The following is a 21,077-nucleotide window of genomic DNA, read 5'->3' on the forward strand; positions in this document are numbered from 1 at the left end:
GACTACCGTGGCACCGTGCCGAAGCCGAGACTGCCCGTGGGGAGCGACCTGCTCTACGGCGTCTACAAGAAGCGGCTGCGCTCGAGTCTCGAGGGCGCCGCGCTGCCGAACCACGTCGCGATGATCATCGACGGCAACCGCCGCTGGGCCCGCCAGCGCGCGCTGGAGACGGCCGCGCACGGCCACCGCGCGGGCGCGGCGAAGGTGCACGAGTTCCTGCAGTGGTGCGACGAGCTCGGCATCCGGCACGTCACCCTCTACCTGCTCTCGCAGGACAACCTGGTCGGCCGGGAGAGCTCCGAGCTCACCGAGCTGATCGCGATCATCGCCGACCTCGCCGAGGAGGTCTCGCAGCAGCCCGAGTGGCGCGTGCAGCACGTAGGCTCGGACGACGGGCTGCCGGAGTCGCTCGTCTCGGCGCTCGACCGCGCGGAGGAGCGCACCGTCGCGCACACCGGCCTGCACATCAACCTCGCGGTCGGCTACGGCGGCCGCCACGAGATCGCGCAGGCGGTCCGCAGCATCCTCGACGAGCACGGCAAGCGCGGCTCCTCGATCGAGGACGTCGCGGGCCTGCTCACCCCCGAGCTGATCGGCGAGCACCTCTACACAAGCGGTCAGCCCGACCCGGATCTGGTGATCCGCACCTCGGGCGAGCAGCGCCTCTCCGACTTCATGCTCTGGCAGAGCGCGCACAGCGAGTTCTACTTCATGGAGGCGCTCGGCCCCGATATCCGCGAGGTCGACTTCCTCCGGGCGCTGCGTGACTACGCCGGCCGGCACCGCCGCTTCGGCAGCTGAGCTGCCCTCCCGCGCGCGCTGTTCACATAGCCGTTACACGTTCGTCTCGGCAAGAACCACACGGCTGTCATTTCCGGGATTAGGTTCGGATCATCAGGTGACGCACCTGGTCGAGTCGGCCACACAAGTACGACTCGATGACTGCCAGTGAAGGAACTGCGCGGTGCCGAGACGCACCACCGGCCGACTCGAATCCTCTGAAGTGAGTCGGGGGCTCCGGCCCCCGGAATGTGGAGAGTCGACGTGACAGTTCCCCAGGGTACGGATCCGCAGAACGGCACGCAGGGCGCGGTCCACCGCCGCGCGCAGCACGGCTCCTCGGATCGCACCGAGCAGCTCCAGCGCACCTACGTCCTCGACACCTCGGTGCTGCTGTCGGATCCCTCCTCGATGTTCCGCTTCGCGGAGCACGCCGTCGTCCTGCCGATCGTCGTGATCAGCGAGCTCGAGGGCAAGCGCAACGACCCCGAGATCGGCTACTTCGCCCGCCAGGCGCTGCGGCACCTCGACGAGCTGCGGGTCAAGCACGAGCGGCTGGATTTCCCGATCCGGGTCGGCCGGGGCGGGACCCTCCGCGTCGAGCTGAACCACTCGAACATGTCGGTGCTGCCCAGCGGGCTGCAGCTCGGCGACAACGACTCGCGGATCCTCGCCGTGGCGATGAACCTGCAGAGCGAGGGCGCCCTCGTCACCGTCGTGTCGAAGGACATGCCGATGCGCGTGAAGGCCGCGTCGATCGGCCTCACCGCCGAGGAGTACCTCGCCGAGCTCGCCCCCGAGTCGGGCTGGACGGGCATGGACGACGTCACCCTCCAGGGCGACCAGATGAGCGAGCTCTACGACCGCGAGCGGCTGTTCACCGACGAGGTCGCCGACATCCCGATCAACACCGGCTTGGTCGTGCACTCGGATCGCGGCTCCGCGCTCGCCCGGGTGACCGGCAAGCGCCAGATCACGCTGGTGCGCGGCGACAAGGACGTCTTCGGGCTGCACGGCCGCTCCGCGGAGCAGCGGCTCGCGATCGACCTGCTGCTCGACCAGGAGGTGGGCATCGTCTCGCTCGGCGGCCGGGCCGGCACCGGCAAGTCGGCGCTCGCGCTCTGCGCGGGGCTCGAGGCGGTGCTGGAGAAGCGCCAGCACAAGAAGATCATGGTGTTCCGGCCGCTCTACGCGGTCGGCGGCCAGGACCTCGGCTTCCTGCCCGGCGACGCCGCCGAGAAGATGAACCCCTGGGCGCAGGCGGTCTTCGACACCCTCGGCGCGCTGGTCTCGCAGAACGTGCTCGACGAGGTGATCGAGCGCGGGATGCTCGAGGTGCTGCCGCTGACGCACATCCGCGGGCGCTCGCTGCACGACGCGTTCGTGATCGTGGACGAGGCGCAGTCGCTCGAGCGCAACGTGCTGCTGACGGTGCTGTCGCGGGTCGGCCAGAACTCGCGGGTGGTGCTCACCCACGACGTCGCCCAGCGCGACAACCTGCGCGTCGGCCGCTACGACGGCGTCGCCTCGGTGATCGAGACGCTGAAGGGGCACCCGCTGTTCGCGCACGTGACGCTGACCCGCTCCGAGCGGTCGGCGATCGCGGCGCTGGTCACAGAGATGCTGGAGTCGAACGAGTCGGCCTGAGTCCTCCCCGCCGGCGGCTCGCGTCTGAGCGGCCTCCGGCTCGCGGAACCGGTCCCGGCTCGCCGGATCGACCTGTTCCCGCGAGCCGGAGGTCGTTCCGCGTGCCGGAGGTGCTCCGCGACTGGAGTGATCCGGGGCTGCGGCGCGTAGCGTGGGGCGGGTGAGCATCCTCGACGACGCGCTCCTCGAGCGCTTCCGCCTCCGCGCGGCCGACTACGACGCGCGCAACGTCTTCTTCACCGAGGACCTCGAGGAGCTGAAGGCCGCCGGGTATCTGACGATGCTCGTCCCGGCGGAGCTCGGCGGCGGCGGCCTCGGTCTCGAGCAGGTCACGGCCGAGCACACCCGGCTGGCGACGGCCGCTCCCGCGACCGCGCTCGCGACCACGATGCACCTGGTCTGGACCGGCATCGCGAAGGCTCTGCGCGCCCGCGGCGACGCCTCGCTCGAGCACGTGCTGGTCGACGCGGCGGCCGGGCACGTCTTCGCCTTCGGCAACAGCGAGCCCGGCAACGACCTCGTGCTCTCCGACTCGCTCACCCGCGCGGAGCCGCTCGGCGACGGCGGCTACCGCTTCACCGGAACCAAGATCTTCACCTCGCTCTCGCCGGCCTGGACCCGGCTCGGCGTCTTCGGCCGCGACGACAGCGGGCCGGAGCCGCGGCTCGTGCACGGCTTCGTCGACCGGCCGTCGCCGGACGCGCCGATGCCGGGGCTCACTGTGCACGACGACTGGGACACCCTCGGCATGCGCGCGACGCAGAGCCGGACCACGGTGCTCGACGGCGTCGAGGTGCCGGCCGCGCGGATGTTCCGCTCGCTGCCCGTCGGCCCGACCGCCGACCCGCTGGTCTTCGCGATCTTCGCCGACTTCGAGCTGCTGATCGCCTCGGTCTACCTCGGGGTGGCCCAGCGCGCCCTCGAGCTCGGCGTGGCGTCGGCGCGGAAGCGGACGTCGCTCCGGGTCGGCGGGCGGCCGCTCTCCGAGGACCCGGACATCCGCTGGCGCCTCGCCGACGCCGCGATCCTGCTCGACGGACTCCGGGCACCGCTCGCGAGCGCGGCGGCCGACGTCGACGCCCTGGTCGAGCGCGGGGCGGCCTGGTTCCCGTCGCTCGTCGGCGTGAAGATCCGCACCACCGAGGCGGCACTGCGCATCGTCGAGAGCGCCGTCCGCGTCTCGGGCGGCTCGTCCTACCGCCGCGACTCCGAGCTCTCCCGGCTCTACCGCGACGTGCTCGCCGGGCTCTTCCACCCCTCCGACGACGAGTCCGCGCACGGGCTCTTCGCGAACGCGCTGCTCGGGTCGGTGCCGCCCCGGGAGTGACGGGCGGACGTCCGGCATCGCCTGTGGAGAACTCCGGCGGGCGCGGGGCGATCGGCCCTACAGTCTCCGGATGCACCGGCTCCAGGACCTCTCGGCGGCGCTCGTCGGCGCGCTTCTGCTCGGCGCGATCGGGCTCGCGCGGGTCGAGGGGCTCGCGGCGATCGTCATCCTCGTCGTCGCTGCGGCGACCGTGCCGCTCGTGGTCGCGGACGTGCGCGAGCGGCGGCTGCCGAACGCGCTGACGGTGCCGATCCTGCTGGCGGGGCTCGCGTCGATGGTCGGCGAGTCGCTCTCGGGGCGGGTGCCGGGGGAGCTGCCCGCCGCGCTGGCGACGGCGCTCGCGCTCGGGGTGCTGCACGCCGCGGGCGGGCTCGGCCGGGGCGACGTGAAGCTCGGGACGGGGCTGGCGCTCCCGCTCGCGGCGGTCGATCCGGCGCTCGCCCTCCTGGCGCCGGTGCTCGCGTTCGTCCTGGCCGGGGCGTGGAGTCTGCCGTCGGCGCTGCGGGGCGGGGGCGAGCGGATCCCGTTCGGGCCGTTCCAGCTCGCCGCGTTCTGGATCGTCATCGCCTGGACGTGACGTGCGAGCGTCCGACGCTGGTCCGCACGGCCGCAGAGGTGTAGACCGGGTGCCGAGCGAGGAGGCCGACGTGGCGGACGGCGACGGAGACGACGGGGTGGACGGTGGGAGCGCGGCCCTGCAGCGGGGGACGACCTGCGCGATCGTGGGCGGCGGGCCGGCGGGCCTGGTGCTCGGTCTGCTGCTGGCGCGGGCCGGCGTCGCGGTGACGGTGCTGGAGAAGCACGCCGACTTCCTCCGCGACTTCCGCGGCGACACGGTGCATCCGACGACGCTCGGGCTGCTCGAGGACCTCGGGCTCCTCGACCGCTTCGAGGCGATCCGGCACTCGCGGGTGGAGCGGGTGACGATCCCCGGCCGCGACGGGCGCGACGTGGTGATCGCGGACTTCGCGCGGCTGCCGGTGCGCCACCCGTACGTCGCGATGGTGCCGCAGTGGGACCTGCTGGCCCTGGTCGCCGAGGCGGCGCAGGCCGAGCGCTGCTTCACGCTCCTCACCGAGCACGAGGTGACCGGCGTCGTCCGCGAGGGCGGGCGGGTCGTCGGCGTCGAGTACCGGTCGCCGGCCGGGGAGGGGCGCCTGCTCGCCGATCTGACGGTCGCCTGCGACGGGCGCTGGTCGGCCGTGCGCCGCTCGTCCGGACTGCCCGTGCGGTCGCTGGCGGTCGGCTTCGACGTCTGGTGGTACCGCCTGCCGACCGCGCGGGCCGTGGGCGAGTCGCTCCTGCCGCGGATCGGGCGCGGGCGGGTGTCGATCGCGATCCCGCGCGACGGCTACCTGCAGATCGCGCGGCTGGGGCTCAAAGGCACCGACGCGGCGGTGCGGGAGCGGGGGATCGAGGCGTTCCGGGTGGAGGCGGCCGATCTGCTCCCCGAGGTCGCCGAGGACGTGGCGGGGATCGCGTCGATGGACGACGTGAAGCACCTCGACGTCCGGCTCGAGCGGCTGCCGCGCTGGCACGCTCCAGGGGTGCTCTGCCTCGGCGACGCGGCGCACGCGATGTCGCCGGTGGGCGGCGTCGGCATCAACCTGGCCGTGCAGGACGCGGTGGCGGCCGCGCGGCTGCTGGCCGGGCCGCTGCGCCGCGGTGTGCTGCGGACGGCAACGGGCGACCGCGTGCTCGCGCGGGTGCAGCGCCGGCGCGCGCTGCCCGCGATGCTGATCCAGTCGCTGCAGCGGGTCCTGCACGCGAGGCTGATCCTGCCGGCGCTGAACGGGCGGCTCTCGGGACCGCCGACCGCGCTCGCGGTGCTGCTCCGGCTGCTGCCCGGGCTCGCCGTCGTGCCGGCGGCACTGGTCGGCATCGGTCCTCGACCCGAGCGCGCGCCGTCGTGGGCGCGGCGGCCGGCCGCGCGCTGACGGCCGACGTCCTGGCCGCGGTGGGTCTCGATACGCGCCTGCGGCGCTACTCGACCAGCATGGTGTGGGCGCCCGTCCCACGGCGGCGGCCCGGTCCATGTTGATCGAGCAGCCCGCGGAGCGGGCGTATCGAGATCCACCGTTGTCTGGAGTGGGGGTCTCGATACGCGCGTGCGGCGCTACTCGACCAGCATGAGAGCGGGGCTCAGCCCGGGTGGGTCATCGACATGACGTCGAGGGCGCTGTCGAGCTGCGACTCCGTCACCTCGCCGCGCTCGACGAAGCCGAGGTCGACGACGGACTCGCGGACGGTGATGCCCTTCGCGACCGAGTTCTTCGCGACCTTGGCGGCGGCCTCGTAGCCGATCACCTTGTTCAGCGGCGTGACGATCGAGGGCGAGGACTCGGCGAGAGCTCGCGCGTGCTCGACGTTGGCCTCGAGGCCGTCGATGGTCTTGTCGGCGAGCAGCGTGGCCGAGGCGGTGAGCAGGCGGATCGACTCCAGCAGCGCCGTGCCCATCACCGGGATGGCGACGTTCAGCTCGAAGGCTCCCGAGGCTCCGGCCCAGGCGATCGTCGCGTCGTTGCCGATCACGCGGGCGCAGACCATCAGGACCGCCTCCGGGATCACCGGGTTCACCTTGCCGGGCATGATCGACGAGCCGGGCTGGAGGTCCGGGATGCTCAGCTCGCCGAGACCGGTGTTCGGGCCGGAGCCCATCCAGCGCAGGTCGTTGTTGATCTTGGTGAGGCTGACGGCGAGCACGCGGAGCGCGCCGGACGCCTCGACGAGCGAGTCGCGGGCGCCCTGCGCCTCGAAGTGGTTGCGCGCCTCGGTGACGGGCAGGCCGGTCTCCTCCGCGAGGCGGGCGATGACCTTCGCCGGGAAGCCGGCGGGCGTGTTGATGCCGGTGCCGACGGCGGTGCCGCCGAGCGGGACCTCCGCGACCCGGGGGAGGGCGGACTGCACGCGCTCGATGCCGAGGCGGATCTGCGCCGCGTAGCCGCCGAACTCCTGGCCGAGGGTGACGGGCGTCGCGTCCATCAGGTGGGTGCGGCCGGCCTTGACGACCTCGGCCCACAGCTCGGCCTTGGTCTCGAGGGCCTCGGCCAGGTGCTCGAGCGAGGGCACCAGGTCCTGGATCAGCGCGCCGGTCACGGCGACGTGCACCGAGGTCGGGAAGACGTCGTTCGAGGACTGCGAGGCGTTGACGTGGTCGTTCGGGTGCACCGCGCGGCCGAGCGCGGTCGTCGCGAGGGTGGCGAGCACCTCGTTCATGTTCATGTTCGACGACGTGCCGGAGCCGGTCTGATAGACGTCGATCGGGAAGTGCTCGCCGTAGCCGCCGCCGACGACGAGGTCGGCCGCGTCGGCGATGGAGCGGGCGATCTCGCCGTCGAGCACGCCGAGATCGGCGTTGACGAGGGCCGCGGCCTTCTTGATCCGGGCGAGGGCCGCGATCTGGGCGGGCTCGAGGCCGGCGCCGGAGATCGGGAAGTTCTCGACCGCGCGCTGCGTCTGCGCGGCGTAGAGCGCGTCGCGCGGGACGCGGACCTCGCCCATCGTGTCGTGCTCGATGCGGAAGGCGTCGTCGGCGCCGGAGTCGGTCGGGGAGGTGTCCACCACGCTGTGTTCGTCCTGTTCTGTTCGGTTCATCGGTTCGGTGAGAGGAGGTCGGTGGTCGGCTGCTCGGCGGCCGGAGCGGTCGCGTCGGGGCCCGACACGCTCTGCAGGGGGCTGGAGGTGCGCTCCTGCTCCGAGCGGTACGGGCTCATCTGCGGCGGATCGATGCCGAGGACCACGTCGGAGTCGACGGTGCCGTCGGCGAGGCGGTAGTTGGCGCCGACGACCGCGAGCTCTCCCGCGGCGACCGCGTCGGCGATGAGCGGGGAGCGCTGCAGCAGCTCGGCGACGGTGTCGCGGAGGTGCTCGCGGCCGACCGCGAGGGCGTCGGTCGTCGACGGGTCGACGAGCACGCGGCCGTCGGGCTGCGGGCCGACGATGCGGCGGACGGCCGGGATGATCGGCTCGATCAGGTGCTCGATGTGCGGCGGGAGGCGCTCGGCGTCGGGCGCCTGCGACTGGATCGCGGCCTTGACCGCTCCGCACTCGTCGTGGCCGAGGACGAGGATCAGCTTCACGCCGAGCACGGCGACGCCGTACTCGAGGGAGCCGATGATCGAATCGGCGATGACCTGGCCGGCGTTGCGGACCACGAAGAGGTCGCCGAGGCCGAGGTCGAAGATGATCTCGGCTGCAAGGCGCGAGTCGCTGCAGCCGAAGAGCGCGGCGAGCGGCTTCTGCTCGGCGGCGAGCTCGTTGCGGCGCTCGACGTCCTGGCGGGGGTGGCGGGGCTCGCCGGCGACGAAGCGCTGGTTGCCGCGCAGCATCTCCTTCCAGACCCACGACGGCGGGCGCGATTCGCGCGCGACGACGATGCTCTGCGGGACCTCGTGCTGGGGACTCGACGGATCGAAGCTCAACGGGACTCCTCCTGGCCGATCTGCGGGGTGATGGCGTCGACGACCTGGCGGATCTCGTCCGTCGGCGCCGTGCCGTAGACGAGGTAGGTGCTGCCACCGGCCGTCGTCTCGAGAGCGTAGGGGCTGTTGCCGGTCTCGCCGGCACCGTCGCGGTGGTCGTAGACCGTCCACTCGCGGCCGTCGATCTGCTCGACGCCGGTCGCCGCGGCGCTGTCGAGCTGGCCGGAGACCCAGCGCTCGTCGGCGTCGAAGCCCTGGCTGACGCCGATGTAGCCGCTCTTGGGCGTGATCAGGCCGACGTACCAGTACTCGACCCCGCCGTCCTCGCGCAGCTCGGCCGCGTTCGAGGACCAGGAGTCGGGCATGTCGGGCGCGGCGAGCGTCTCGCTCTCGCCGAGCTGGAACTGGGCGGCGACCGCCGGCACGTCCACCGGGTCGCGGACGGTGCCCTCGCCGCGCGGGACGATCAGCACGATCAGCGCCACGGCGCCGACGGTCGCGAGCAGCGAGAAGACGAGGTTGTTGACGGTCTTGCGCTGGCGGTAGAGCCGGGAGTTCTCGGCCTTGCGGGCCGCGGTCTCGGCGTCCGTCTCGGGACGGCCGAGCTCGGCGACGACGCGCGGCGGCTTCTCGCGGCTCATCCGGCGCTCGATCCGCCGGCGGCCGATCCGCCTGAGCGGGCGGCGTCGAGCCGAGCGCGGGCACCGATCAGCCACTCCTCGCAGCGGGCCGCGAGCGCCTCGCCGCGCTCCCAGAGGGCGAGCGAGCGCTCGAGGGTGGAGCTGCCCTGCTCGAGCTCGGAGACGACGCGGACGAGCTCGTCGCGCGCCTGCTCGTAGCTGAAGCCGGAGACGTCGGTCTCGCGGGTCGGGACGGGGTCGCTCGACGGCACGGCGGGGGAGTCGGTGCGGGCGTCGGCCATGGGGGTGATCCTATCGATCGGGGCTGCGAGGAGGGCGCGGGCGGGTGGGAGCGGGACGGGTCAGCCGCGGCCGGCGGGATCGGCGGCGGGCCCTGTCGAGCGGGCGGCGACGGCGCCCTCGGCGAGGGTGAGCACGAGCGCCTCGCCCTCGGCCGCGTCCTGCGGGGTGCGGACCACGTGACCGTTGCCGTTCTGCACGATCGCGTAGCCGCGGTCGAGGGTGTGCTGCGGCGACAGCGCGCGGAGGTGGCCGTGCAGGCGCTCGACCTCGAGGTGGGCGCGCTCGATCCGCCGCTCGACCAGCTCGGCGCCGCGGGCGACCCAGCGGGTCAGCTCCTCGGAGCGCTGGTCGACCAGGACGCGAGGCTGGGCCAGGACCGGCCGCGAGCGCAGCTGCGACAGGCGGTCGATCTCGTGCGAGACGAGCCCGCTGACGCGGGTGGTCATCCGCAGCCGCGCCTGCTGCACCCGGAGCAGCTCGTCGGAGACGTCCGGGACGACCCGCTTCGCCGCGTCGGTCGGGGTGGACGCGCGGAGGTCCGCGACGTCGTCGAGCAGCGGGCGGTCCGCCTCGTGCCCGATCGCGCTGACCACGGGGGTGGTGCAGGCCGCGACCGCCCGCACGAGGGACTCGTCGCTGAAGCCGAGCAGGTTCTGGAAGTCGCCGCCGCCGCGGGCGATCACGATCACGTCGATGCTCGCGTCGGCGTCGAGCGTGCGCAGGGCCGAGGTCACCTCGGACACCGTGCGCTCGCCCTGCACGGCGGCGTGCACGACGCGGAAGCGGACGGCCGGCCAGCGCAGCTGGGCGTTGCGGAGGACGTCCTTCTCGGCGTCGGAGTCCTTGCCGGTGATCAGGCCGATCCCGTGCGGAAGGAAGGGCAGCCGCTGCTTGCGCGCCGGCTCGAACAGCCCCTCCGAGGCGAGCTGCCGGCGCAGCCGCTCGAGCTTCTCGAGCAGATCGCCGAGCCCGACGTGCCGCATCTCGAACACCTGCATCGAGAGCGTGCCGCCCTTGACCCAGTAGTTCGGCTTGACCAGCGCGATCACCCGGTCGCCCTGCTTGAGGTCCGCCGGGAGGCGGGCCCGGACCGAGGACCAGACGGTGAAGCCGACGGTGGCGTCGCCGGAGAGGTCCTTCAGCTTGCCGTAGACGTTGCCGCCGGAGACGCCCCACTGCGTGATCTCACCCTCGACCCACGCGGTGCCGAGGCGCTCGATCCAGCCCTTGATCTTGCTCGCGAGCAGACCGACCGGCCAGGGAGCATCGGCGGTGGGAGGGGCGTCTGTCATCGGTGCCTTCGCTGGAGCGGGCGGGCGGGGGAGCGGGCGGCGGACCCGCGACGACAACGGTACGGGATGCCTCCGACACCTCGGCGGCCGCGGCGCCGGGCCGGGCGCGAGGCGGCCCGTCCGGCCGCCGGTCAGCGGATCCGGCCCTTCCGCGGGGAGCACAGGATGCACCGCGTAGAATCGCGGGGTGAGTGAAGCCCCGATCAGCCTGCCCATGCCGCGCATGCCCCGCGCTACCGGGCGCCTGCGCGACGAGCCCGTCGACGGTGCCAAGCGGGTGCTCCTCGCCGCCCCGCGCGGCTACTGCGCCGGCGTCGACCGCGCGGTCGTCGCCGTCGAGAAGGCCATCGAGCACTACGGCGCCCCCGTCTACGTGCGCAAGCAGATCGTGCACAACGTGCACGTGGTCTCCACGCTCGAGAGCCAGGGGGCGATCTTCGTCGAGGAGGTCGACGAGGTCCCCGAGGGCTCGCACATCGTCTTCAGCGCGCACGGCGTCTCGCCGGCGGTCGTGCAGGACGCGGCCGACCGGGGGCTCCAGGCGATCGACGCGACCTGCCCGCTGGTCACCAAGGTGCACCGCGAGGCCGTCCGCTTCGCGCGCGACGACTTCGAGATCCTCCTGATCGGCCACGAGGGGCACGAGGAGGTCGAGGGCACCGCGGGCGAGGCTCCCGATCACGTGACCCTGGTCGGCAGCCCCGACGACGTCCCGAACATCGTGGTGAAGGACCCGGACAAGGTCGTCTGGCTCTCGCAGACCACGCTCTCGGTCGACGAGACGATGGAGACGGTGCGCCGCCTCCGCGAGCGCTTCCCGAACCTGCAGAACCCGCCGAGCGACGACATCTGCTACGCCACCCAGAACCGCCAGGTCGCGATCAAGAAGGTCGCCGAGCACGCCGAGCTGGTCATCGTGGTCGGCTCGGCCAACTCCTCGAACTCGGTCCGCCTCGTCGAGGTCGCGCTCGAGTACGGCGCGAAGGCCGCGTACCGGATCGACTACGCCGGCGAGATCAAGCAGGAGTGGCTCGACGGCATCCGCACCGTCGGCGTCACCAGCGGCGCCTCGGTGCCCGAGGTCCTCGTCCGCGAGGTGCTCGACGACCTCGCCGCCGCCGGCTACGGCGACGTCGAGGAGGTCAAGACGGCCGAGGAGGACCTGATGTTCTCGCTCCCCAAGGAGCTGCGCAAGGACGTCGCCGGCAAGCGCGACGCCCGCGGGGCCGGCGGACGCGTGAGCGCCTCCGTCAGCGCCTGACGCTCCGCACGCAGAACGAGGAGAAGGCCGCCGCTCCCGAGGGAGGGCGGCCTTCTTCGCGTCAGCGGGTCGGGCGCTAGACGTCCGTGCCGGTCCCGGCGGACATCCGCGAGACGTAGTCGGCGAAGGTCGGATCGCCGAGGATCGCGATGGCCGCGACCGTCAGCGAGAGCACGACCGTCGCGACGATCCCCAGGATCGGCACGAGCACCGCGCGCTTGCCGGCCCGCAGCCGGCGGATCGAGATCCAGACCGCGAACGCGACGATCAGCGCCTGCGCGAGCGCCACGACCAGCCCGAGGGTGCGGGCGAGGTCGGGGGAGGCGTAGGTGCCGATGCCCTGGCTCGTGTACAGCTCGGAGAGGGTGGTGGCGAAGCTCGAGGGGTCGAGCAGCGTCGGCACGGCGAAGAAGACGCCGAGCGCCAGCAGGATGATCGTGATCAGCCGGTCGACGGGGTGCGCGACGGTCTTCGCGGAGGGCGCGGTCACGGGCCGCGGATCGGTCTCGGACCCTCGCGGGTCGGGGACGACGACGGCGTCCTCCGGAGGCGTCCACGACCAGCCGGGCGGCGCGTACTCGCCGTACTGCGGTTCCGGGCGCTCTGTGCGGCCCGGCTGGTCGTGTGCGTTCGTCACGGAGCGGTGCCCTACTTGCCGGAGTGGCCGGCGGAGCCGAGCTGGCGGGTCGCCTCGGCGACGCGGACGGCCATGGCGGACTCGGCGATCTTGCCCCACGAGCGCGGGTCGTAGACCTTCTTGTTGCCGACCTCGCCGTCGACCTTGAGGAAGCCGTCGTAGTTCTTCAGCACGGTGTCGGCGACCGAGCGGCTGAAGGCGTACTGGGTGTCGGTGTCGATGTTCATCTTCACGACGCCGTTGCGGACCGCCTCGGCGATCTCCTCGTCCGTCGAGCCGGAGCCGCCGTGGAAGACGAGGTCGAGCGGGAGCGCCTCGGTGCCGTACTTCTTCTGCAGGCCGTCCTGGATCTCGCGGAGCAGCTCGGGACGCAGGCGCACGTTGCCGGGCTTGTAGACGCCGTGGACGTTGCCGAAGGTCAGCGCGGCCATGTAGCGGCCCTGCTCGCCGAAGCCGAGGGCCTCGACGGTCGCGATCGCGTCGTCGAGCGTGGTGTAGAGGTGCTCGTTGATGTCGTGCGAGACGCCGTCCTCCTCGCCGCCGACGACGCCGATCTCGACCTCGAGGATCGCGTTGATCGCCTTCACGCGCGGCAGGATCTCCTGGGCGATCTTCAGGTTCTCGTCGAGGGGCACGGCCGAGCCGTCCCACATGTGCGACTGGAAGAGCGGCTCGCGACCGGCCTTGACCTCCTCCTCGGAGGCGGCGATCAGCGGGTAGACGAAGCCCTCGAGCGCGTTCTGCGGGCAGTGGTCGGTGTGCAGCGCGACCGTGACCGGGTAGTTCTTGGCGACCTCGGTGGCGAACTTCGCGAAGGCGATCGCTCCGGCGGCGCGGTTCTTGACCGTGTGGCCGGCGAAGTAGTCGGCGCCTCCGGTCGTGACCTGGATGATGCCGTCCGAGCCGGCCTCGGACAGGCCCTGCAGCACCGAGTTGATGGTCTGCGAGGAGGAGACGTTGAACGCGGGGTACGCGAAGCCGCCCTTCTTCGCCTTGTCGAGCATCTCTGCGTACTGGTCCGGGGTAGCGACGGGCATGGCATCTCCTTTGACGGATGAACGGGAGGGGGTCGGGCGAGGCCCGCGTCGGCGTCGAGTCTAGCGAGGCGGCTGCGGGGCGTCCCCCGGGCGCGGGGCGGGCCTCGGATAGACTCCGCTCCGGGATGGGGATCCGCTCCGCGGGTCCTGCGACGACGCCGTCTGCACGAACTCGAACGCGAAGGACTCCGCGCTGTGACCGATATCGACCACGACTCGCTCTACCTCCACCCGGACCGCAACCTCGGCATGGAGCTCGTCCGAGCCACCGAGGCGGCGGCGATCCGCGCCGTCCCCTTCATCGGCAAGGGCGACAAGAACGCCGCCGACGGTGCCGCCGTCGACGCGATGCGCACCTTCCTCGGCACCGTCAACTTCGACGGGGTCGTCGTCATCGGCGAGGGCGAGAAGGACAACGCGCCGATGCTCTACAACGGCGAGCACGTCGGCAACGGCTCCGGGCCGGCCGCCGACATCGCCGTCGATCCGATCGACGGGACCTCGCTGACCGCCGCGGGCCGGCAGAACGCGCTGTCGATGATCGCCGTCGCCGACCGCGGGGCGATGTTCGACCCCTCCGCCGTCTTCTACATGGAGAAGATCGTCACCGGGCCCGAGGGCGTGGGGATCATCGACATCGAGCGCCCGATCGGCGAGAACATCCGCGCGCTGGCGCGGGCCAAGCGCAAGCCCGTCGACGAGATGCGCATCGCGGTGCTCGACCGCCCGCGGCACGCGCAGCTGATCGACGACATCCGCGCGGCGGGCGCCGGGACGCGGCTGCTGCTCGACGGCGACGTCGCGGGCGGCATCAACGCCGCTCGGCACGACTCGCGCGTCGACATGTGCGTGGGGACCGGAGGGACGCCCGAGGGCATCATCACCGCGTGCGCCATCCGCGCGCTCGGCGGCGTGATCCAGGGCATCCTCCGCCCCAAGGACGACGACGAGCGCCAGCGCGCGATCGACGCCGGACACGACCTCGACCGCGTCCTGCACGCGAACGACCTGGTCCGCAGCGACAACACCTACTTCGTCGCCACCGGCGTGACCAACGGCGGGCTGGTGAAGGGCGTCCGCAAGGAGGGCCACATCATCACCACCGAGTCGATCGTCCTGCGCTCGCGCTCGGGCACGATCCGTCGCGTGACGGCCCAGCACCTCGCGGAGAAGTGGGTCTAGGCGGCCGACCCCGTCACCTGCTGGTCGAGTAGCCGCGCAGCGGCGCACCCCTGCTGAAGCAGTGTGCGCCGGTGTTGCGCTTCATGCTGGTCGAGTAGCCGCGGAGCGGCGTATCGAGACCGACGTCTGCAGGACGGCGGATCTCGATACGCGCCCTGCGGGCGCTACTCGATCAGCATGATGGGGGCGCGCCCTGTCCGGTGGTCGAGTAGCCGCGGAGCGGCGCACCCCTGCTCGAGCCGCCGCGGAGCGGCGCCCGCATGCTGGTCGAGTAGCCGCGGAGCGGCGTCTCGAGATCCCGCGGCTCAGGCCGTGCGCTCGTCCGGCGCGAGGAGCTCGACGGCGGTCAGGCGGCGCGGTGACACCGTGACGCCGCCGGCCGGCGCGATCACGCGGGACTCGTCGAGGGTGTCGAACTGGCGCGCGGTGACGAGGACGCGGGTCTCGAGCGAGCCGGCGAAGGCGTTGTAGGAGTCGACCGTCTTCTCGATCGAGCGGCGCAGCCCCTCCGCGTGGTCGGCGAGGGTCGCCAGCCGCGCGTAGAGGGTCTTGCCGAGATCGAGCAGGCGCTTCGCGTCGTCGGTCAGGACGTCCTGCTGCCAGGTGTAGGCGACGGTCTTCAGCACCGACCAGAGCGTCACCGGCGAGGCGAGGGCGACCCGCTTGCGGAACGCGTATTCCAGCAGCGTCGGGTCGACATCGAGCGCGCTGGCGAGCAGTGGCTCGCTGGGGATGAAGGCGATGACGAACTCCGGGCTCGCCGGCAGCCCGGTCCAGTAGGCGCGGCCGGCGAGGGCGTCGATGTGCCCGCGGAGGGCCCTCACGTGCGCCCGCAGCAGACCGGCGCGCCGGGCCTCCTCCTCGGCCCCCGCGCCGGCGGGGATCGCGCTCGCCTCGAGGTAGGCGTCGAACGGCACCTTCGCGTCGACGGCGATCGCCTTGCCGCCGGGGAGGCGGACGACCATGTCGGCGCGGCCCTTCCCGCCCTCGCCCTCCAGGCCGAACTGCACGTCGAAGTCGACCCGCTGCGTCAGCCCGGCCGCCTCGACGACGTTGCGCAGCTGCGTCTCGCCCCACGCACCCCGGCTGGCGCTCGAGCGCAGCGCGGACGCGAGCGTCTCGGTGGTCGAGCGGAGCCTCTCCCCGGCGAGCCGCTGCCCCTCCAGCTGCTCGGTGATGGCGCCGAACTGCGCGGCGCGCTCGCTCTCGAGGCGGCGCACCGACTCCTGCATCCCGCGCAGGCTCTCGGCGACGGGGGAGAGCGTCTGCAGGATCCGCGCGTCGTGCCGCTCGCGCTCGGCGACGACCCGCAGCTGCTCCTGCAGCTCGCGGATCTGATCGCGGGCGGAGCCGAGGTGCTCGCGGTGCTGCTCCACGACCGACTCGTGCCGCTCCTCGAGCCCCTCGGCCCGCGCCTGCGCCGTGGCCAGCTCGAGGGCGAGCGCGGTGTCGGGGGTGCGGGCACGGGCGAGCAGCACGGCGACGACGGCGGCGAGGAGCGCGCCGACCGCGAGGCCGAGGACGAAGCTGAGTTCCATGCGCCGAGGAGACCACGGACCTCCGACATCCGCCCTGCGGCGCTCCGACGATGTCCGTCTGACCCTCGGACGGGTGTCCGGAGCGGGAGGAGGCGGAGTCGGAGGTTGCCCCTAGGCTTCGGGACCATGGGGAATCACCGCCGTCCTTCGCGCCTGCTCACCGCCGCACTCGCCCTCGCCGTCGGACTCGGGACCGCTCTCGTCCCGGTCGCCGCCGCCGCCGCCGCCGACGAGACGCTGCCACCCGCGTCCGTCCTCGTCGATCCGGGAGCGGGGGAGGCGCAGGTCACCGCCGCCGACGGCTCCGTCCTGCCCGACGTGAAGGTCCAGTACGAAGCGGAGAGCACCAAGAGCTTCCGCGCCGGCTACATCTTCAGCGACGCGAACTTCTTCGACAGCGACGCCCGCTCGGCGCAGCAGATGCAGGCGCTCCTGGACGACAAGGGCCGCAACTGCTCCGGTACGCCCAACGGCGTGCCCTGCCTCAAGGCCTTCAGCCAGGTCACGCCGTCGAAGGCGGCCGACCCGATGTGCAAGGCGTACCGCGGCGGCGTCCTCGAGTCCGCGGCGTCGATCTTCGCCGGCGTCGGCGAGGCGTGCGGCATCAGCCCGCTCGTGCTCGCCGTCCTCGTGCAGAAGGAGACGAGCCTCGTCTCGACGACGAGCCCCACCGAGCGCCTCTACAACCGCGCGACCGGCTTCAACTGCCCCGACAGCACCGGCTGCGACAACGGCTCCGCCGGCTTCTTCACCCAGGTCTACGGCGCGGCCCGCCAGTTCAAGAAGTACGCGAACCCGCCCGGCTCCGGCTCGAACTTCACGGCCTACGCCGCGGGCACGACGCCGAGCATCCTCTTCAACCCGGACACGTCCTGCGGCTCGTCGCCGGTCGCGATCCGCAACCAGGCCACGGCGAACCTCTACTACTACACGCCCTACCAGCCCAACAGCTACGCGCTCACGAACACGGGCAACCAGGCCTGCGCCACCTACGGCAACATCAACTTCTGGTACATCTTCAGCGACTGGAACGGCTCGCTCGCCAACGCCGGCGTCGCCCCGGCCGGCCGCGTCGACGCCCCGAGGATCTCGGGCGGCACGCTGACCGCCTCCGGCTGGGCCGTCGACCCGACGACGCAGCGCGCGCAGCTCGCCACCACGGTCACCATCACCGCGCCCGACGGCTCCAAGACCGTCCGCACCCAGACCGCGAACGCCTCCCGCGGCGACATCCCGGGCGAGTACCCGGCCGCCGGCGGCAACCACGGCTTCTCCGCGACCGCCCCCGCCTCGGCCGCGGGCACCTACACGGTCTGCGCCAGCGCCGCCTCGGTGGACTGGAACCTCTGGACCGGCTCGGGCGACGCGAAGGCGCCCGGCACCAAGGACCTCGGCTGCACGAGCGTGTCCAACGGCACGACCGTTCCCGTCGAGCGGATCGCCGGCACCGACCGCCAGGACACGGCCGTCCGCGTCTCGAAGGCGACCTTCACGGCGAACGTCCCCGTCGTCTACGTCGCGACCGGCTCCGCCTTCCCCGACGCGCTGAGCGCCGCGCCCGCCGCGGCCAAGCAGGGCGGCCCGCTCCTGCTCGTCGACCGCGACTCGATGTCGCAGCCGGTCCGCACCGAGCTGACCCGCCTCAAGCCCGCGAAGATCGTCGTGGTCGGCTCCACGCTGAGCGTCAGCGACGCCGTGCTGCAGGACCTCAAGCAGTACGTGCGCGGCGGAGCGACCCCCACCCGCCTCGGCGGCGTCGACCGCTACGACACCGCGAAGAAGGTCGTCCAGTACGCCTTCTCCGACGGGTCGAGCCGGGCGTGGCTCGCGACGGGCGAGAAGTTCCCCGACGCCCTGGGCGCCAGCGCGGCGGCCGGCTCGGTGGACGCTCCGGTGCTCCTGGTCAACGGGACGCTGGCGACCGCGGACGCCACGACGAAGAGCCTCGTCTCGCAGCTCGGAGTCCGCTCGCTCACCATCGCGGGCAACGCCCTCTCGGTGAGCGACGGCATCGAGCGCTCGCTCGCCGTCGCCTCGAAGACCCGCATCGCGGGCTCGGACCGCTACGACACCTCGGAGAAGCTGAACAGGGCCGCCTTCCAGCGCGCGAGCACGGTCTACCTCGCGACCGGGGAGAACTTCCCGGACGCGCTCGCCGGAGCGACCGCCGCCGGCTACACCTCGAGCCCGCTCTTCGCGGTCCCGCGGGACTGCGTGCCGCAGGCGGTGCTGAACGACATCAGTGCGTTCGGCGCCAAGAAGGTCGTCCTGCTCGGCGGCCCGAACACGCTGTCGGACGCGGTCGCGCGGCTCACGCCCTGCGGCTGATGCTCCGGCGCACGGCCGCTAGCGTGGAGGGATGAGCTCGGCCGATCCCTCCCCGGTCGCCCCCTCCCCGTCCGTCGTGCGACGTCGACGGGGAGGGGCGGCGGCCCTCGCAGCCCTCGCGGTGATGCTGCTGCTCCCCGGCGCGACGGACTTCGGCGCCGCGGCCGCTCGCGCGACCGAGGTGCCGAGCATCCGGATGTGGACCGACCTGGCCGGCGGCGTCGACGGGTCGGGCTTCGATCCCGGCGACATCGTGTCGGACGAGGTCTTCTTCGACGGCGACGCCCTCGGCCCGCTGACGATCCAGGCGTTCCTCAACGCGCGGGTGCCCTCCTGCGCGGGGACCGATGTCCCGTGCCTGCGGGACTACGCCGAGGACACCGGCGACGTCGCCGCCGACGAGCAGTGCGCCGCCGTCACGGGTGGGCAGGACGTCTCGGCCGCCGAGATCATCGCCTTCGTCGCCGGCGCCTGCGACGTCAGCCCCGCCGTGCTGCTGACGCTGCTGCAGAAGGAGCAGTCGCTGGTGACCGACAGCGCGCCGAGCGAGCGCCAGTTCCGCAGCGCCACCGGCTACGGCTGCCCGGACACGGCCGACTGCGACACCGACTACTTCGGCTTCTTCGGCCAGGTCTACGGTGCGGCCTGGCAGTTCCAGCGCTACCGCAACCCGGAGAGCAGCTTCGACTGGTACCCGGTCGGCGAGACCAGCGAGATCCAGTACTCGCCCGACGCCGCCTGCGGGACGGCCCCGGTGCGGATCGAGAACGCGGCGACCGCGGGGCTCTACTACTACACGCCGTACCAGCCGAACGCGGCCGCGCTGGACGACCTCTACGGCTCGGGCGACGCGTGCTCGGCCTACGGCAATCGCAACTTCTGGCGCATCTTCAGCAACTGGTTCGGCGACCCGCGAGCGGGGGAGTGAGCGCGCCGGCTCTCGGATCGCCGCCCCGGGCGTCAGGCGGCGACCGGCGCCTTCGGCCGCAGGCGCTTGACGGAGACGCCGGCCAGCTCGCCGAGCTCGGCCAGGCTCCCGGCCCCGTGCCGGCGGGCGGCGTGCACCACGATCGCAGCACAGGCCTCGGCGTCGGCCGAGGCGTCGTGGTGGCGGAAGTCGTCGTAGCCGGCGGCGAACGCGACGGACGGCAGGCGGTAGGACTCGAGCTGGTAGGTCCTGCGGGCGAGCTGGAGCGAGCAGAGGTAGTCGTAGGCGGGGAGCTCGAGCGCCGTCGCGGCGCAGGCGGCGCGGATCACGCTCATGTCGAAGCCGGCGTTGTGAGCGACGAAGACGTCCTCGCCGGCGAAGGCGACGAGGTCGGCGAACTGCTCGACCCAGGAGGCGGCGCCGTGCACGTCGTGCTTGCGGATGCCGTGGATGCGGGTGTTCCACTCGAGGAAGTCGTCGTAGCCGTAGGGCGGGCGGATGAGCCAGCCCGCGCGGTCGACGACGCGGCCGTCGCGGACCTTCACCAGCCCGACGGAGCAGGCGGACGCTCCGTGCGAATTGGCGGTCTCGAAGTCGATGGCGGTGAAGTCGATGGGCACGACTTCACCCTCTCACGCACCTCCGACGCCGCCGGGACCGGCACGCGGCACCCCCGCGACCACGCCGTAGGATGGATGCCCGTGGCTCTTACTATCGCAATCGTCGGACTCCCCAACGTCGGCAAGTCGACGCTCTTCAACGCGCTGACCAAGAACACGGTGCTCGCCGCGAACTACCCGTTCGCGACGATCGAGCCCAACGTCGGAGTCGTGAACCTGCCCGACTCCCGCCTCGAGGTGCTCGCCGGCATCTTCGGCTCGGAGCGCATCCTGCCCGCGCCCGTGTCGTTCGTCGACATCGCCGGCATCGTCCGCGGCGCGTCGGAGGGCGAGGGCCTGGGCAACAAGTTCCTCGCCAACATCCGCGAGGCCGACGCGATCGCCCAGGTCATCCGCGGCTTCGAGGACGCCGACGTCGTGCATGTCGACGGCAAGGTCGACGCCGCGAGCGACATGGAGACGATCAACACCGAGCTCGTCCTCGCCGATCTGCAGACCCTCGAGAAGGCCGAGGCGCGCTACGAGAAGGAGCTCAAGGGGAAGAAGATCGAGCCCATCGTCCTCGAGACGGCGAAGAAGGCGCGCGAGTTCCTCGACTCCGGCAAGCCGCTCTCGGCGTCCTCGATCGAGCTCGAGCCGATCCGCGAGCTGGGCCTGCTCACCGCGAAGCCCTTCATCTACGTCTTCAACGTCGACGAGGCCGTGCTGACCGACGGGGCGCGCAAGGCCGAGCTGGCCGCGCTGGTCGCTCCGGCGCACGCGATCTTCCTCGACGCGAAGATCGAGTCCGAGCTGATCGACCTCGACGAGGCCGACGCCGCCGAGATGCTCGAGTCCACCGGCCAGACCGAGTCGGGCCTCAACCAGCTCGCGTCCATCGGCTTCGACACCCTCGGCCTGCAGACCTACCTCACGGCGGGCCCGAAGGAGACGCGCGCCTGGACGATCGGCAAGGGCTGGACCGCCCCGCAGGCGGCCGGCGTGATCCACACCGACTTCCAGAAGGGCTTCATCAAGGCCGAGATCATCTCGTTCGACGACCTCGTCGAGACCGGCTCCATCGCCGAGGCGCGCGCGAAGGGCAAGGCCCGCATCGAGGGCAAGGACTACGTCATGCAGGACGGCGACGTGGTGGAGTTCCGCTTCAACGTCTGAC

The 21,077-nt window shown here is 72.3% G+C and carries 18 protein-coding genes and 1 pseudogene; 10 read left to right on the top strand and 9 right to left on the bottom strand.

What is annotated here, in order from left to right:
- Positions 1-15: 15 nt before the first annotated feature.
- The 5 genes from MT355_RS06160 (at position 16) to MT355_RS06180 (ending at position 5,691) form a co-directional block, all read left to right on the top strand.
- Complete coding sequence (locus MT355_RS06160) at positions 16-801, top strand: isoprenyl transferase (RefSeq protein ID WP_243598894.1); 786 nt, start codon at positions 16-18, stop codon at positions 799-801.
- Positions 802-1,029: 228 nt separating this feature from the next.
- A complete protein-coding gene (locus MT355_RS06165; RefSeq protein WP_374204642.1) occupies positions 1,030-2,427 on the top strand; it encodes a PhoH family protein in 1,398 nt (465 codons plus the stop codon).
- Between the two features lie 151 nt (positions 2,428-2,578).
- The gene (locus MT355_RS06170) at positions 2,579-3,754 is read left to right on the top strand and encodes an acyl-CoA dehydrogenase family protein (RefSeq protein WP_243598896.1); all 1,176 of its coding nucleotides are present in this window, start codon (positions 2,579-2,581) and stop codon (positions 3,752-3,754) included.
- Between the two features lie 70 nt (positions 3,755-3,824).
- Positions 3,825-4,331: a prepilin peptidase gene (locus MT355_RS06175; RefSeq protein ID WP_243598897.1), complete on the top strand. Its 507-nt coding sequence runs from the start codon at positions 3,825-3,827 to the stop codon at positions 4,329-4,331.
- A gap of 70 nt (positions 4,332-4,401) precedes the next feature.
- Entirely contained in the window at positions 4,402-5,691 is a 1,290-nt protein-coding gene (locus tag MT355_RS06180) for an FAD-dependent oxidoreductase (protein ID WP_243598898.1), read from the top strand.
- Between the two features lie 205 nt (positions 5,692-5,896).
- Here the strand turns inward: MT355_RS06180 and MT355_RS06185 are convergent, their stop codons facing one another.
- The 5 genes and pseudogenes from MT355_RS06185 to xseA all read right to left on the bottom strand — a co-directional run bounded on the left by MT355_RS06185 (position 5,897) and on the right by xseA (position 10,390).
- Positions 5,897-7,318: an aspartate ammonia-lyase gene (locus tag MT355_RS06185; protein WP_243598899.1), complete on the bottom strand. Its 1,422-nt coding sequence runs from the start codon at positions 7,316-7,318 to the stop codon at positions 5,897-5,899.
- Positions 7,319-7,476: 158 nt separating this feature from the next.
- Positions 7,477-8,082, bottom strand: a pseudogene (locus MT355_RS06190) (carbonic anhydrase); the annotation flags it as partial.
- Between the two features lie 89 nt (positions 8,083-8,171).
- Positions 8,172-8,816: a DUF4245 domain-containing protein gene (locus MT355_RS06195; protein WP_243598900.1), complete on the bottom strand. Its 645-nt coding sequence runs from the start codon at positions 8,814-8,816 to the stop codon at positions 8,172-8,174.
- Entirely contained in the window at positions 8,813-9,097 is a 285-nt protein-coding gene (locus tag MT355_RS06200; RefSeq protein ID WP_243586462.1) for an exodeoxyribonuclease VII small subunit, read from the bottom strand. The genes MT355_RS06195 and MT355_RS06200 overlap by 4 nt, the downstream gene beginning before the upstream one ends.
- Before the next feature lie 60 nt (positions 9,098-9,157).
- A complete protein-coding gene (xseA, locus tag MT355_RS06205) occupies positions 9,158-10,390 on the bottom strand; it encodes an exodeoxyribonuclease VII large subunit (RefSeq protein WP_243598901.1) in 1,233 nt (410 codons plus the stop codon).
- A 214-nt stretch (positions 10,391-10,604) separates the two neighbouring features.
- Here xseA and MT355_RS06210 point away from each other — a divergent pair, with 214 nt between their 5' ends.
- Positions 10,605-11,651, top strand: coding sequence for a 4-hydroxy-3-methylbut-2-enyl diphosphate reductase (locus MT355_RS06210; protein WP_243599279.1), 1,047 nt, complete (start codon positions 10,605-10,607; stop codon positions 11,649-11,651).
- Positions 11,652-11,727: 76 nt separating this feature from the next.
- On the opposite strand, the gene MT355_RS06215 is transcribed toward MT355_RS06210, so the two are convergent.
- Both MT355_RS06215 and fbaA read right to left on the bottom strand, forming a co-directional pair.
- Positions 11,728-12,288, bottom strand: a complete 561-nt coding sequence (locus tag MT355_RS06215) for a DUF6264 family protein (RefSeq protein ID WP_243598902.1) — start codon at positions 12,286-12,288, stop codon at positions 11,728-11,730.
- An 11-nt stretch (positions 12,289-12,299) separates the two neighbouring features.
- On the bottom strand, positions 12,300-13,325 hold the full coding sequence (gene fbaA / locus MT355_RS06220; RefSeq protein WP_123445424.1) for a class II fructose-bisphosphate aldolase: 1,026 nt from the start codon (positions 13,323-13,325) through the stop codon (positions 12,300-12,302).
- Positions 13,326-13,574: 249 nt separating this feature from the next.
- Here fbaA and glpX point away from each other — a divergent pair, with 249 nt between their 5' ends.
- Positions 13,575-14,507, top strand: coding sequence for a class II fructose-bisphosphatase (gene glpX / locus MT355_RS06225; protein ID WP_123445977.1), 933 nt, complete (start codon positions 13,575-13,577; stop codon positions 14,505-14,507).
- A 305-nt stretch (positions 14,508-14,812) separates the two neighbouring features.
- Here glpX and MT355_RS06230 read toward each other — a convergent pair whose 3' ends face one another.
- Positions 14,813-16,045 carry a DNA recombination protein RmuC gene (locus MT355_RS06230; protein WP_243598903.1) on the bottom strand — a complete coding sequence of 411 codons (1,233 nt, stop codon included), beginning with the start codon at positions 16,043-16,045 and terminating at the stop codon, positions 14,813-14,815.
- Between the two features lie 126 nt (positions 16,046-16,171).
- On the opposite strand from MT355_RS06230, the gene MT355_RS06235 reads away from it, so the two are divergent.
- Both MT355_RS06235 and MT355_RS06240 read left to right on the top strand, forming a co-directional pair.
- Complete coding sequence (locus MT355_RS06235) at positions 16,172-18,373, top strand: cell wall-binding repeat-containing protein (RefSeq protein WP_243598904.1); 2,202 nt, start codon at positions 16,172-16,174, stop codon at positions 18,371-18,373.
- Between the two features lie 31 nt (positions 18,374-18,404).
- On the top strand, positions 18,405-19,301 hold the full coding sequence (locus MT355_RS06240) for a hypothetical protein (RefSeq protein WP_243598905.1): 897 nt from the start codon (positions 18,405-18,407) through the stop codon (positions 19,299-19,301).
- 32 nt (positions 19,302-19,333) lie between these two features.
- Here MT355_RS06240 and MT355_RS06245 read toward each other — a convergent pair whose 3' ends face one another.
- On the bottom strand, positions 19,334-19,921 hold the full coding sequence (locus tag MT355_RS06245; RefSeq protein ID WP_123445426.1) for an exonuclease domain-containing protein: 588 nt from the start codon (positions 19,919-19,921) through the stop codon (positions 19,334-19,336).
- Positions 19,922-20,002: 81 nt separating this feature from the next.
- Between MT355_RS06245 and ychF the strand changes: the two genes are divergently transcribed.
- Positions 20,003-21,076: a redox-regulated ATPase YchF gene (gene ychF, locus MT355_RS06250; RefSeq protein ID WP_243598906.1), complete on the top strand. Its 1,074-nt coding sequence runs from the start codon at positions 20,003-20,005 to the stop codon at positions 21,074-21,076.
- Position 21,077 lies beyond the last annotated feature (1 nt).

The organism is Rathayibacter sp. VKM Ac-2929 (genome assembly GCF_022815495.1).
Taxonomy (GTDB): Bacteria; Actinomycetota; Actinomycetes; order Actinomycetales; family Microbacteriaceae; genus Rathayibacter; species Rathayibacter festucae.

Excerpts from the sequence above, each read along its gene's own strand:
- MT355_RS06165 (WP_374204642.1), top strand. The coding sequence starts at position 1,030 with ATGTGGAGAGTCGACGTGACAGTTCCCCAGGGTACGGATCCGCAGAAC.
- MT355_RS06240 (WP_243598905.1), top strand. The coding sequence starts at position 18,405 with ATGAGCTCGGCCGATCCCTCCCCGGTCGCCCCCTCCCCGTCCGTCGTG.
- fbaA (WP_123445424.1), bottom strand. The coding sequence starts at position 13,325 with ATGCCCGTCGCTACCCCGGACCAGTACGCAGAGATGCTCGACAAGGCG.
- MT355_RS06195 (WP_243598900.1), bottom strand. The coding sequence starts at position 8,816 with ATGAGCCGCGAGAAGCCGCCGCGCGTCGTCGCCGAGCTCGGCCGTCCC.
- MT355_RS06230 (WP_243598903.1), bottom strand. The coding sequence starts at position 16,045 with ATGGAACTCAGCTTCGTCCTCGGCCTCGCGGTCGGCGCGCTCCTCGCC.
- MT355_RS06175 (WP_243598897.1), top strand. The coding sequence starts at position 3,825 with ATGCACCGGCTCCAGGACCTCTCGGCGGCGCTCGTCGGCGCGCTTCTG.
- xseA (WP_243598901.1), bottom strand. The coding sequence starts at position 10,390 with ATGACAGACGCCCCTCCCACCGCCGATGCTCCCTGGCCGGTCGGTCTG.
- MT355_RS06235 (WP_243598904.1), top strand. The coding sequence starts at position 16,172 with ATGGGGAATCACCGCCGTCCTTCGCGCCTGCTCACCGCCGCACTCGCC.
- MT355_RS06200 (WP_243586462.1), bottom strand. The coding sequence starts at position 9,097 with ATGGCCGACGCCCGCACCGACTCCCCCGCCGTGCCGTCGAGCGACCCC.
- MT355_RS06210 (WP_243599279.1), top strand. The coding sequence starts at position 10,605 with ATGCCGCGCATGCCCCGCGCTACCGGGCGCCTGCGCGACGAGCCCGTC.
- glpX (WP_123445977.1), top strand. The coding sequence starts at position 13,575 with ATGGAGCTCGTCCGAGCCACCGAGGCGGCGGCGATCCGCGCCGTCCCC.